11 protein-coding genes are annotated in these 12,468 nt (G+C 66.0%); 1 reads left to right on the top strand and 10 read right to left on the bottom strand.

All coding sequences use genetic code 11. The annotated features are described in order from the left end of the window. Nucleotides 1-21: 21 nt before the first annotated feature. The 5 genes from yciA to KUV81_RS10960 form a co-directional block, all read right to left on the bottom strand. Nucleotides 22-411 (bottom strand): acyl-CoA thioester hydrolase YciA, encoded by a 390-nt coding sequence (gene yciA / locus KUV81_RS10980; RefSeq protein ID WP_222543906.1) that lies wholly within the window; start codon nt 409-411, stop codon nt 22-24. After that, a complete protein-coding gene (ltaE, locus tag KUV81_RS10975; RefSeq protein ID WP_222543905.1) occupies nt 408-1,427 on the bottom strand; it encodes a low-specificity L-threonine aldolase in 1,020 nt (339 codons plus the stop codon). Before ltaE ends, yciA begins: the two co-directional genes overlap by 4 nt. A gap of 404 nt (nt 1,428-1,831) precedes the next feature. Then, nucleotides 1,832-2,662 (bottom strand): mechanosensitive ion channel family protein, encoded by an 831-nt coding sequence (locus KUV81_RS10970; RefSeq protein WP_222543904.1) that lies wholly within the window; start codon nt 2,660-2,662, stop codon nt 1,832-1,834. Continuing rightward, nucleotides 2,662-3,162, bottom strand: a complete 501-nt coding sequence (locus tag KUV81_RS10965) for an OmpA family protein (protein ID WP_222543903.1) — start codon at nt 3,160-3,162, stop codon at nt 2,662-2,664. The genes KUV81_RS10970 and KUV81_RS10965 overlap by 1 nt, the downstream gene beginning before the upstream one ends. Before the next feature lie 40 nt (nt 3,163-3,202). Beyond that, nucleotides 3,203-3,793 carry an SOS response-associated peptidase gene (locus KUV81_RS10960; protein WP_222543902.1) on the bottom strand — a complete coding sequence of 197 codons (591 nt, stop codon included), beginning with the start codon at nt 3,791-3,793 and terminating at the stop codon, nt 3,203-3,205. Nucleotides 3,794-3,909: 116 nt separating this feature from the next. Between KUV81_RS10960 and KUV81_RS10955 the strand changes: the two genes are divergently transcribed. After that, on the top strand, nt 3,910-5,472 hold the full coding sequence (locus KUV81_RS10955; RefSeq protein WP_222543901.1) for a phospholipase D family protein: 1,563 nt from the start codon (nt 3,910-3,912) through the stop codon (nt 5,470-5,472). Here KUV81_RS10955 and KUV81_RS10950 read toward each other — a convergent pair whose 3' ends face one another. From KUV81_RS10950 to KUV81_RS10930, 5 genes are all read right to left on the bottom strand, one after another. Beyond that, nucleotides 5,473-6,081, bottom strand: coding sequence for a DUF924 family protein (locus tag KUV81_RS10950; RefSeq protein ID WP_222543900.1), 609 nt, complete (start codon nt 6,079-6,081; stop codon nt 5,473-5,475). It abuts the gene before it with no gap. 62 nt (nt 6,082-6,143) lie between these two features. Beyond that, nucleotides 6,144-9,269 (bottom strand): efflux RND transporter permease subunit, encoded by a 3,126-nt coding sequence (locus KUV81_RS10945; RefSeq protein WP_222543899.1) that lies wholly within the window; start codon nt 9,267-9,269, stop codon nt 6,144-6,146. Next, nucleotides 9,266-10,561: an efflux RND transporter periplasmic adaptor subunit gene (locus KUV81_RS10940; RefSeq protein WP_261389341.1), complete on the bottom strand. Its 1,296-nt coding sequence runs from the start codon at nt 10,559-10,561 to the stop codon at nt 9,266-9,268. Before KUV81_RS10940 ends, KUV81_RS10945 begins: the two co-directional genes overlap by 4 nt. Next, nucleotides 10,558-11,208, bottom strand: a complete 651-nt coding sequence (locus KUV81_RS10935) for a TetR/AcrR family transcriptional regulator (RefSeq protein ID WP_222543898.1) — start codon at nt 11,206-11,208, stop codon at nt 10,558-10,560. The genes KUV81_RS10940 and KUV81_RS10935 overlap by 4 nt, the downstream gene beginning before the upstream one ends. A 138-nt stretch (nt 11,209-11,346) precedes the next feature. Next, the gene (locus KUV81_RS10930; RefSeq protein ID WP_222543897.1) at nt 11,347-12,462 is read right to left on the bottom strand and encodes a PilT/PilU family type 4a pilus ATPase; all 1,116 of its coding nucleotides are present in this window, start codon (nt 12,460-12,462) and stop codon (nt 11,347-11,349) included. Between the last annotated feature and the right edge of the window lie 6 nt (nt 12,463-12,468).

Genomic DNA, 12,468 nt, shown 5'->3' with positions numbered 1-12,468 from the left:
CCGGCAATGCCGGGCGTTGTGCTATCTGGGCAGCTTGCGGGGCCGTCCCGCCTCGTCGATGGCCACGTAGGTGAACACCGCCTCGGTCACGCAGTAGTGGGCGTCGCTGTCCTTGGCGATGGGCCGGGCCCACACCTCCAGCTCCACCTCCATGGAGGAGTTACCCAGCCGGCGCACCCGACCGTAAACGCACACCGCGTCCCCCACCGCCACCGGCCGGTGGAAGCTCATGCCGTCCACCGCGACAGTGCAGATCCGGCCGCGGCTGATCTGCTTGGCCATCAGGCCACCGGCCATGTCCATCTGCGCCATGATCCAGCCCCCAAAGATGTCGCCGTTGGCGTTGGTGTCCGCCGGCATCGCCAGGGTGCGCAGCAGCAGTTCCCCCTCCGGGGCCGTGTTCTGGCTCATTGGGCGCCCCCCTGCTCAAAGGCGTGCAGGCTGGCCACCAGGGCATCCACCCCGGTCCGGGGCAGGTCCTTGTGCAGCACCAGTCGGGTGGCCTGGCCCAGGGAGACCTTACAGCCGTCCGCTAGCAGGTGGGTGTTCAGGGCCTTGAGATCCGGATGGTGGCACTGGGCAAACACCATGTTGGTGGCCACCCGCTCCACGCTCACCTGCTTAAGACCCGACAGCTGCTCCGCCAGGTAGCGGGCGTTATCGTGATCCTCTGCCAGGCGCTCCACCTGTTCGGTCAGGGCCAGCTGGCCGGCGGCGGCCAGCACCCCGGCCTGACGCATGCCGCCGCCGAGCACCTTGCGCCAGCGGCGGGCTTTGTTGATGAGCGCCTCGTCCCCCACCAGCAATGAGCCCACCGGCGCCGCCAGCCCCTTGGAGAGGCAGATGGTCAGGGAGTCGAAGTGCTGAGCGATGGTGGCCAGCGGCACATTCTGCGCCACCGCGGCGTTGAACACCCGGGCGCCGTCCAGGTGCAGCTTGAGGCCGCGCTCGAAGGCGAAGGCCTGGGCCTGGGCCAGGTATTCCAACGGCAGCACCTGGCCGCCGATGGTGTTCTCCAGGCTCAGCAGTCGGGTGCGCGCAAAGTGGATGTCATCGGGCTTGATCGCCTTGGCCAAGCGGTCGAGACAGAGGCTGCCATCGGGCTCGTTATCGATGGGCTGGGGCTGAATGGAGCCCAGCACCGCCGCACCGCCCCCCTCGAACTTGTAGTTGTGGGCCTGCTGGCCACAGAGGTACTCGTCGCCCCGCTCACAGTGGGCCATCAGGGCCAGCAGATTGGCCTGGGTGCCGGAGGCGGTGAACAGCGCCGCCTCGAAACCGGCCAGCTCGGCGGCCTGCTCCTCCAGGGCGTTTACCGTGGGGTCATCACCGTAGACGTCATCCCCCACCTCGGCCTGGGCCATGGCACGGCGCATCGCCTCGGTAGGTTGGGTGACGGTGTCGGAGCGAAAGTCATACTGGGTCATCGGCGGCTCGGGATGCATCAAAGTGGGCGAATAGGGTATCAAAAATCCCTGGCAAGACTGCGATCTCCCTCACTAACGCCATTCAGACAAAATGGATTCATGCGATCTGGATTTCTTATCGCTGTTGCCACTGCCATCGCCTGACCATAATGCACTCCATCAAACAGCGGGCGCTTGTCCGCGCTTGGAAAATCTTTCTGTTCGCCTCGTTCGAGTTAGCGCCCTTCGCGGTGGCCAGAAAAACCAGGGCGACGTTCGCATTAACGAACGTCGCCCGACTTACTCAAGAGGTGTGATTATGTTGAGCAGTGTTCTGGTGGTGCTTTCTCCGTTGGCCGCGGAAGGCCTGCGTCGTCATTTCAAGCCGACGCCGAAGATCTCCGCCGCCCTGGCCTGAGCGCCCCTCAGCCCTGCTGCTCCGGCAGGGCTTTGACGTGCAAGTCCATCTGCGGATAGGGGATGCCGATCCCCTCCTGGTCCAGGGTCAACTTGATGTCCCGCATCAGGTCAAAGCGCACCGCCCAGAAATCCTCAGTCTTCACCCAGGGCCGCACCACAAAGTTCACCGACGAGTTGGCCAGTTCACTGACCTCCACCACCGGCGCCGGATCCTTGAGCACCTTCTCATGGCCCGCCACCAGGTTCATGATCACCTCCCGGGTGTGGCGCAGATCCGCGTCGTAGGAAACCCCAATCACCATGTCCACCCGGCGCTGCCCCTTGGCGCTGTAGTTGATGATCACGCCGTTCATGACCGCGGAGTTGGGGGCCACGATGCGCTTGTTGTCCGGGGTCACCAGGGTGGTGGAGAAGATGGAGATCTCCTCAACTGTGCCTGCCACTCCGGCCGCTTCGACGTAATCCCCCGCCTTGCAGGGGCGGAACATCACCAGAAGGACGCCGGAGGCGAAGTTCGACAGGGAGCCTTGCAGCGCCAGGCCGACGGCCAGACCGGCGGCACCGAGCACCGCCACCAGCGACGCGGTCTGCACCCCGAGCTGGCCCAACACGGCGATCAGGGTGAAGGCGGTGATCACGGCACTGACCATATTGGCCATAAAGCCCACGACGGTCTTGTCCATCTCCCGCTTGGTCAGGATGCCGGTAACGGCCTTGGCCACGGTCTTGGCCAGCCAGCGACCGATGATGAAGATGACGATGGCCAGCACCACCCGGGTGCCGTACACCATGATCAGATCCGGCGCCTGATCCATGAGGCTTTCCAATGAACCCATTACTCTTCTCCGCTCGTCAGAATTAGTCCCGGCTCGAGCCACAGCTCGACCCGACGATTCAGCGCCCGTCCCGTGGGCGTGAAGTTGTCCCGCCAGGGCAAGGTCTCGCCCAGGGTGGTCACCATTATTCTAGCGCCATCAATCTGATAACGCTCTGATAACGCGCTAGAAACTGATCTGGCCCGGCGTAAAGCCAGCGAACGGTTGTGGCCCTCGCTGCCCTGGCTGTCCGCGTGCCCCACCACCCTCACCCGCCCTTGGGGGCTGTCCTGGGCAAAGGCCTTGAGCTGCGCATAATGCTCCGGCCGCAGGCGGGCCGAGTCGCTGTCAAAATGGAGGACCACCGGCTGGCTGCGCGCTGGCGTGCAGCCATTGGCCATCACCACCCCGGCGGGCCCATCGGGACAGGCGTCCTTGTGATCGGGAACGCCATCGCCGTCCCGATCGGCAGCCATCAGCCCGGGGGACAGCAGTAAAAGAAGGAAAAACAGGCTTTTCACGATATCTCTCCGGTTAACGGAGAAAAGATAGTCGATGGGCTTAGAAAAGATCCGGTTGGACAGGTCGATGGGGGTCCTTGGGGCCGATGGAGAGGGTCGGCTCAAAGGGGGCCTCTGGCGCCTGCCCGGCCAGCCAGGGCAGCACCTGGTCCCGGCCCAGGCACAGCGGCATGCGGTGGTGGTAGGCCTCCAGGGGAGGCGTTGCCGCGGTGGTCACCAGCACCACGGCCCCCCGGGGGTGGCGCTCGCTGGCGGGCCACCACAGGGCGGCAAAGTGCAGCAGCCGCTCTCCATCGAAGCGATAGCCCACCTTGTCACTGCCCTCCCGGCGCCACTCGAACCAGGCGGAGGCGGGCACCACCGCCTGGCGCACTCCCAGCGCCGGCTTGAACAGGGGCCGCTCAGACAGCGTTTCCACCCGGGCGTTGATCACCGGCCGTGGACTGAAGTCGGTTTTCAGCCCCCAGGGCAGGGCCACCACCTCCAGTGCCCCCTCGGCGGCGCGCAGCAGGCTGATGCTGTCGGTGGGCCGGATATGGGGGGAGGCCGCCAGCTTGTAGCTGCCGTAATCGGCCCCCAGTTGCTCCCGGGTGTCGTAGTTGACGGCATCCAGGGCGAAATGGCCGCACATCTCAGGCTCCTCTGGCCATGGGGGTATCCCCCTATTGTGTGCCTTGGTCAGAATTTGACAAGTGCGATGAGAAAACCATTACTATCAGAGTCTTGTCATGGAAACTTCGCCACCGCATGTTGACTCTCTCCCGTCGCTTCACCCCCTGGTTCTGGCTGCTCCTGCTGACGCTCGGCGGCTGCGCCAGCATGCCCAAGGAGCAGCACCTGGCCCCCAGCTTTGCCCAGCCCCAGAGCCACCCGGGGGAGCTGGGGCGCATTCTGGCCCCGACCAAGGCCGAGCATCCAGAGCAGAGTGGGCTGGGGCTGATCAGCCGCGCCGACGACGCCCTCAAGGTGCGGCTGGCGATGGCGGATCTGGCGGAGCACACCCTGGATCTGCAGTACTACATCTGGCACGGCGACAGCAGCGGCCTGCTGCTGCTGGAGCGGGTTGCCCGCGCCGCCGAGCGAGGGGTCCGGGTGCGATTGCTGCTGGATGATCACACCTTCACCGGCAGCGACAAGGAGCTCAAGCGCATCGCCTCTCTGCCCAACCTGGAGATCAAACTCTACAATCCCTACGGCAAGCGCCGCTCCGGCTCCTTTGCCCGCACCCTGGCGTTTCTGGGGGAGTTTGGCCGTCTCAATCACCGCATGCACAACAAGATGATGGTGGCGGACAACCAACTGGCGGTGGTGGGGGGGCGCAACATCGGCGATGAGTACTTCGGCCTCAGCGACGGGCTGAATTTTCGCGATCTGGACCTGTTCGCCGCCGGCCCCGTGGTCAATGACCTCTCCGCCAGCTTCGATCAGTACTGGAACTCCAGCTGGGCCATCAGCATCAACAGCATTCATGGCCGCAAGGTCACCCCGGGCACCTTCGAGGAGCTCTTCAGGGTGCTGGAGGCCGAGCGTCAGGCCCAGCCTCCCTTGCCCTACCAGATTGAATTCAATGACGAGGAGCTGCGCCGGGCCATCGAGCAGATGCCCGCGTCCCTGACCTGGGGCAGGGCCCTGGTGACGGCGGACCCGCCGAGAAAGGACCTGGCCAAGGCGCTGCCGGAGGATGCGGTGGCCAGCATCCTGGGCCAGCTCGGTGCGGGGGCAGAGGAGGAGATCCTGGTGGCGGCCCCCTACTTCGTTCCGGGGGATCTGATGATCCAGGGTCTGGCGCAGCTGCACCAGGCGGGAGTGCGGGTGCGGGTGCTGACCAACAGCCTGCACGCCAATGACGTCAAGGTGGCCCATTACGGCTACGTCAATCGGCGACAGGAGACTCTGGAAACCGGCACCGAGCTGTACGAGCTGCGCCCGGACGCCGCCAGCGCCCTGGCCACCCAGCCCAGCAGCCAGAGCCAGGTGCCGGTGGGGCTGCACGCCAAGGTGGCGGTGTACGATCGCAAGCGGGTCTACATCGGCTCGGCCAACCTGGATCCCCGCTCCCACCTGCTCAACACCGAGATTGGCCTGGTGGTGGACGATCCGGAGCTGGCCCAGGCGGTGGCGGCGCTGCTGCTGGCAGACATGGCGCCGGATTCGGCCTACCGGGTCACCCTGGATGAGGAGGGCGACCCCTGCTGGCACTGGGAGGAGGCGGGTACCCCCTGGCGGGCCTGCACCGAACCGGGGATCGGCACCTGGGACCGGCTGGGGATCTGGGTCAACTGGCTGCTGCCCATCGAAGATCAGCTGTGATCACTGGCCGAAGCTGGGGGCTCCGTCCGCCAGGTACTGACTCTCCTCCGCCGTATTGGCGCGGCCCAGCACCTTGTTGCGGTGGGGAAAACGATCGAATCGCTGGATGATCTCCAGGTGCAGCTGCTGGAACCTCAGGGTGTCCGCCACCGTCTGGCGGGCGGGGCCGCTGAGCCCCGGCAGCATCTGCTCCAGCATCCGCACTCCGAGAAACTGATCGCTCAGGCTCTCGGAGTGTTGCAACGGCATGTAGAAGAACAGCTTGTGGGCCAGGGGCAGGGGGGTGTCCCACTCCTGCTCAATGCCGGTCTTGCACAGCCCCAGGGCGGTGGCGTCGTAGGCAAAGGCCTCGGCCTGGCCCCTGAAGAGGTTGCGGCTGAACTGGTCCAGCAGGATGATCAGCGCCAGCCGCCCCCGGCTGCTGTCCAGCCAAGGGGCCAGTTCGCCCTCCACCGCCTGGCGGTGCATCTGGCCGAAGCGCTGACGGATGGCGGCGTCGGACAGCTCGCTGGCGCCGAACCAGAGCTTGTTCATCGGCTCCACCGGCAGCCCCTGTTCATCCAGGGTGCCAAACCAAAAGTCCAGAACCTGATCGATCTCCTTCGCCATAATGCCTCCTAAGCCATTGATTCATCACATCCTGCCCTGAGCGAGCCGGAATGTGAAGCGGCTCAGTTCCCCACCGGGTGACGGCGCACCAGGTTGAAGTCCGACAGCACCGCGTAGGCGGCGGGGATCATAAAGAGCACCAGCAGCGTCGAGGTGAAGATCCCGAACACGATGGCCACCACCATGGGCTTGACCACCTGGGCCTGGAGGCTGGTCTCCAGCAACAGCGGCAGCAGCCCGGCGGCGGTGGTCAGCGAGGTGAGGAACACCGCCCGGAACCGCTCCTGGGCGGCGGCCACCACCGCCTCCAGCACCGCCTGGCCCTCGGCCATATGGTGGCGGATGTACTGCACCAGCAGGATGGAGTCGTTGACCACCACCCCGGCCAGGGAGACAAAGCCGAGCATCGAAGGCATCGACAGGGGGTAGCCCAGCAGCAGGTGGCCCCAGAGCACCCCAATCAGCGCCAGGGGGATGGCGATCATCACCACCGCCGGCTCCAGGTAACTGCGAAACTGCAGGCTCAGGATGGCGTAGACCCCAAACAGGCCGATCAGAAAACCCCGGGCCATGGAGTTACCGGTTTTGGCGGACTCCTTGGCCTCCCCCTCGAACCCCAGGCGCAGATCCGGGTAGCGCTCCCGCAATTCGGGTAGGAACTCCTGGCGCAACTGGCGCAGCACCTCGGCGCTGTTGGCGATGCGGTTGTCCACCTCCCCCATCACGGTGACGGTACGCAGGCCGTCGATGCGCTGGATCCGCACGTAGCCGCGCTGGTAATCCAGGTTGGCCACCGTGGCCAGGGGCACCGCCTGGCCGTCGCTGAGCATGATGGGGAAGCGGGCCAGGGTGGCGAGATCCGCCGCCTCGCCCTTGTCCAGCTGCAGGTGGATCTTGATGCTCTCCGGCCCCACCTGAATCTCATCGGCGGTCTGACCGTAGTAGGCGGCCCTAAGCTGTGAGGCCACCATCTGGCCGTTGACCCCCAGGGCCTCGGCACCGGGCCTCAGGGTCACCAGCAGCTCCTCCTTGCCCGGACGCATGTCATCCAGCAGGCCGTGGACCCCGGCAAACTGCCCCAGGTATTGCTGCAGCTCCACCGACGCGGCCTTCAGGGTATCCAGCTCATCCCCCTGCAGGCGCACCTCGATGGCCCGCCCCCCCGGCCCCATGGCCGGCTGGGAGAACACCAGTGAAAGAACCTCCGGACGCTCCCCCACCGCGTCGCGCCAGGCCGCCAGGAAGTCGTCCATCCGGGTTTCCCGCACCTCGGCACTAAGCAGATCCAGCCGCACCGTAGCCACATGGGGGCCGCTCTCGCCGGCATCGATATTGAGGTTGTACTGCTCCGCCAGGTTGACCAGCAGCGGCGCCTGCTCCTGGGCCTCGGTAAACTCCGTCGCCACCTGCTCGGCAGCGCGGGCGATGCGGGTGATCACCGCCTCGGTCTGGGCCAGGGTGGCCCCGGGGGGCAGGATCACCCGCGCCTCCGCCACATCCCCGTCCAGCTCCGGAAAACCGACGAACTTGAGCACCCCACCGGAAAGCAGGGCGATGGAGGCCAGCATCAGCGCCAACACGCCGCCCAGGGTGGCGTAGCGCCAGGTCACCGCCGTCCTCACCCAGCGCACCAGGGTCTGCTGGCGAAACGCCTCGAAGCGGTCCAGGAAACGGGCCTTGGCCCGGGCCAGGGCATTGTTCGGCCTGGCCGCCCCATCGCCTCTTTTGGCCTGCTTGTGCATGGAGTGGGCCAGGTGGGCCGGCAGGATCAGCAGCGCTTCGACCAGGGAGAGGGCCAGCACCAGCAGCAGCACCTGGGGCACCGCCTTGAGCACCGAGCCCATCTGCCCCTCGAGAAACAGCAGACCACCGAAGATGCAGACGGTGGTGAAGAAACTGGAGAGCACCCCGGGCAGCACCTTCTTCACCCCGGCGATCACCGCCTCATCAATATCCGCCTCCCGCTCCAGGTGGGCGGCAATGGACTCGGCGATGACGATGGCGTCATCCATCATGATGCCGATGGCCATCAGCAGCGCCACCAGGGACATGATGTTGATGGAGATCCCCAGCAGGAACATCATGTAGAGGCCGCCGAGAAAGGCCACCGGCAACCCCGCCGCCACCCAGAAGGAGTAGCGCAGGGTGAAGAACAGCCACATCACCAGGAACACCAGCACGATCCCCTGGCCGCCGTTGTTGATCATCATGCTGAGGCGATCCCAGAGCAGCGAGGAGAGGTCGTTGGAGAGGGTCAGGGTGATCCCCTCCGGGGCCTGGGCGCGCTCCTGCTCGACAAAGGCCGACACCCGCTCCTTCACCTTGAGGGCATCCTCCGCCTTGTTCTTGCTGATCTTCAGCACCGCCGCCGGCTGGCCGTTGAACAGGGTGCGCTCCTCGTCCAGCTCGAACCTGTCCTCGATGGTGGCCACGTCCGCCAGGCGCACCAGGGCACCATCGCGCCCGGAGGCCACCACCAGCTCCCCCAGGCGCTCCGGGGTCACCCGGCGCTCATCGAAGCGGATCAGCAGGTTGCGATCCTGGGTTTCGATGTTGCCGCTGGGCAGCATCAGGTTCTGCCGCTCCACCGCCTGGGCCACCTCGCTGACACTGAGGCCGAGCCGGCGCAGGGCCGCCTCTTTGAGCTCCACCCGCAGCTGATGATCGGAGAAGCCGGAGACGGTCACCAACCCCACCCCGGCGTCCAGCTTGAGCCGGCGCTTGAGGGTTTCGGCGTAGGCCTTGAGCTCCGGCAGGGGCAGATCCGCGGTGACCACCAGATCGATCACCGGCTCGGACCAGTCCAGCTCCTGCACCACTGGCGGCTCGATCTCCGTGGGGAAGTCATTGATGGCGCCGATCTGGGTCTGCACGTCCACCAGCATGCGGGAAACGTCCGCCTGATCGGTGAGCTTGAGCATCAGTGTGGCCACCCCTTCGCTGGCCTGGCAGAAGGTCTCCTCGATGTTGGCCAGGCCATCCACCGCGTCCTCCATCCGCAAGCAGAGGTTCTGCTCCGCCTCCAGGGGGGAGGCCCCCGGGTAGACCACGGTGGCGGAGATGCGGTTGAGCTCAAACTCGGGGAAGGTCTCCCGCTTGATGCTGCCGACGCTGGTCAACCCCACCAGCAGCAGGGCCAGCATCAGCAAGTTGGCGGCGGTGGGGTGGCGAACGAAGAAGCGGATCATTGCTCGGACTCCGTGCGCAGGGCCATCCCCTCAACGGCGGGGATGAGATCGGTGAGCACCACGCGCTGACCGGGCTGGATATCGCCCTTGACGGCCACCCGTTCGCCGTGGCGGAACAGCACCTCCACCGGCCGGATCACCAGCCGCGCCTCGTCGTCCATCAGGTAAAGCCGGTTCTGGCGCAGCGCCGCGGCGGGTACCGTCAGCACCTGCTGGGTCGGGCCCTGCAAGGTGGCGCGGACAAAGAGGTCCTTGACCAGGGGCGGCCGCTCGGTCAGTGACAGGCTGCGGTAATCCTGGCGCACCTCCATCAGCACCCCGGCGGTGGCCTGGTTGGGATCCACCGCCTCGCGCACACCGGTGACCCGGGCCGGCCACTGGGCCTGGAAATCGCCGCTGCTGAGGGTCAGGGTGCCGCTGAGCCCCAGGGCCTCCACTCGGGGCAGCTCGGTGCCGGAACGGGGCGCGACGCCGCCGAGCAGGGCGCGCATGTCGTGCAGGGCCACCTGGGCCTCCACCTCCATGCGGTCGATGCCGTGGGCCTCCACCAATACCTGGTTCTGAGTGGCCACCTGGGCCTGCTCCACCGACACCTCGGCGATGCGGGCGTCCATCGGCAGCACCACCTGGGTCTGGCGCAGCCGCCGTTCGGCGTCCGCCACCGCCGCCTGGGCCACCTTGAGCTGGGCCTCGGCCACCGCCCGGTCGCCGGGCAGCAAGGTGATCTGGTTCTGAAGCTCCTGCACCAGCTGACGCTGGGACAACAGGCTCTGGCGCTGATTGTCCAGCTCCGACTGGGAGATCAGCCCCCGTTCGTGGAGCGACGCCTTGCGCTGGGTTTCCGCCTCCGCCAGGCGCAACCGATCCTGCTCCAGGGCCAACGAGGCCTGCAGGTTGGCCTCGCTCTGGTCCAGCCGGTTGAGCTGGGCCTGGGCGCTGTTGTCGTCCGCTTTGGCCTGGGCCAGGCGCAGCTCGTACTCCAGGGGGTCGATGGAGAGCAGCAAGGTGCCAGCCTTGAGCAGCCGCCCCGGCTCCAGCTCCGGATTGCGGTAGACCACCTGGCCCCCCACCTCCGCCAGCGCCTGCCACACCACCTTGGGCTGCACCCGGCCGAAGCCGGTGATCTGCGGGGCCAGCTCCGCCTCGGTCACCTGGGTGACGGACACCAGGCGGGCCCGGTCGTAGGTGGTGTTCACCGGCGGGCTGGGGCGCAGCAATACGCTCAGGGCCAGGATCAGGATGCCGGCGAGCACGCCCAGGGGCAGCCAGCGTTTGGAGGGGGTCAGTTTCATTGTGCGTTCTCTGCCAGGAGGCCGTGCTGCAGCATGGCCGCTTGGTGACGCGCCAGGCGGCGCAGGAAGGGTGGGGTCAACTCGATGCCGTTGTACTGCTTGATCCCCTGGGGGATCAGGAAGGGGAAAACCAGCACCCCCATCAGGGAGATCTTGGCCAGCTGGGGATCCACCCCGGGGCGCAGCAGACCGGGACGGGCCAGGGCCCGGTCCAGCGCCGCCATCTGGTCGGATTGGAACATCGCCCGGGTGAGGATCTGGCGCTGCTGGTCGTCCGAACCCAGGGACATCACCTGCTGCACCAGGCGGGGCAGGTCCGGATGCCGGCCCATCACCTCGTAGTAGGCCCGGATGATCCCCTCGATGGAGACCCCGTCCCGGCCCATCAGCTGTTCGCTGAACTGGCGCATCAGGGGGTGGAACAGCTCGGCAAACATCGCCTCGAACAGCCCGGCCTTGCTGCCGAAGTAATAACGGATCATGCCGATGTTGCTCTGGGCCGCGGCCGCCAGCTCCCGGGTGGAGACCTTGGCGTAGGGGCGCCGGGCAAACTGGTCGCGGGCGGCGTCCAACAGGCGTTGGCGCACCTCGCTGCCCTGGCCCTGGGATTGGCGGGGACGGCCGGCGGGATTTGGCGATGAGGTCATGTCAGGCTCGAGTTAATCGATGAATAACACGCGAAGTGTATGCCTGGAGTCAGACCGATGGCAGGGGATTAATTCCCTTAAAACGGGAGAAATGATGAATTATCCGGGTGGGATCACACCCACCCGGATAATCGGAGCTCAGTCGAGATCGACGGTGACGCCGTCCATGTAACCGGAGCCGGTGCTGTTGGCCTGCTTGAGTTTGATCATCAATCTCAAGTCGTTGGGGCTGTCGGCGTAGTGCAGGGCGTCGTTGTAGGTGATCTCGTCGTTCATGTAGAGATCGAACAGGGCCTGGTCGAAGGTCTGCATCCCCTGCTCCCGGCTCTTGGACATGGTCTGCTTGAGCTCGAACAGTTCGTTCTTGGCGATGAGATCCGACACCCGGGGGGTGTTGAGCAGCACCTCGATGGCCACCCGGCGGCCGGAGCCGTCCCGGTGGGGCACCAGCTGCTGGGCCATGATGGCCCGCAGGTTCAAGGAGAGATCGAACAGCAGCTGCTGGTGTTTCTCCTTGGGCACCAGGTGGAGGATGCGGTCCAGGGCCTGGTTGGCGTTGTTGGCGTGCAGGGTGGCCATACACAGGTGGCCGGTCTCGGCGAAGGAGAGGGCAAACTCCATGGTCTCCTGACTACGGATCTCGCCGATAAGGATCACGTCCGGGGCCTGACGCAGGGAGCTTTTCAGCGCCGCGTCGAAGGAGTCGGTGTCGATCCCCACCTCCCGCTGGGTGACGATGCTCTGCTCGTGGTCGTGGACGAATTCGATGGGGTCCTCGATGGTGAGGATGTGCCCCTTCTGGTGGCGGTTGCGGTAACCCACCATGGCCGCCAGGGAGGTGGACTTACCGGTGCCTGTGGCCCCCACCATGATCACCAGCCCCCGCTTGGACATGCACACGTCCTTCATGATCTCCGGCAGGTGCAGCTCCTCCATGGAGGGGATCCGGGTTTCAATCAGGCGCAGCACCATCCCCGGATTCTCCCGCTGCCAAAAGGCGGAGACCCGGAAACGGGCGTCCAGGGCGCCGGAGGCGTAGGCGAAGTTGGCCTCCTGATCCTGATGGAACTGGCGCTTCACGTCGTCGCTCATCACGCTCTCCACCAGCGCCAGCGACTCCTCGGCGGTCAGTGGGCGCTCACCTAGGCGCTCCAGCTCGCCGTTGATCTTGGCGCTGGGCGGGAAGCCCACGGTGATGAAAAGATCGGACGCCTTGCGCGCCACCATGGTCTCAAGCAGCGAATGGATCCCCATGGGCCC

The organism is Ferrimonas balearica (assembly GCF_019802085.1).
In the GTDB taxonomy this organism is placed as follows: domain Bacteria; phylum Pseudomonadota; class Gammaproteobacteria; order Enterobacterales; family Shewanellaceae; genus Ferrimonas; species Ferrimonas balearica_B.
This window is presented reverse-complemented; position numbering and strand designations above follow the sequence as displayed.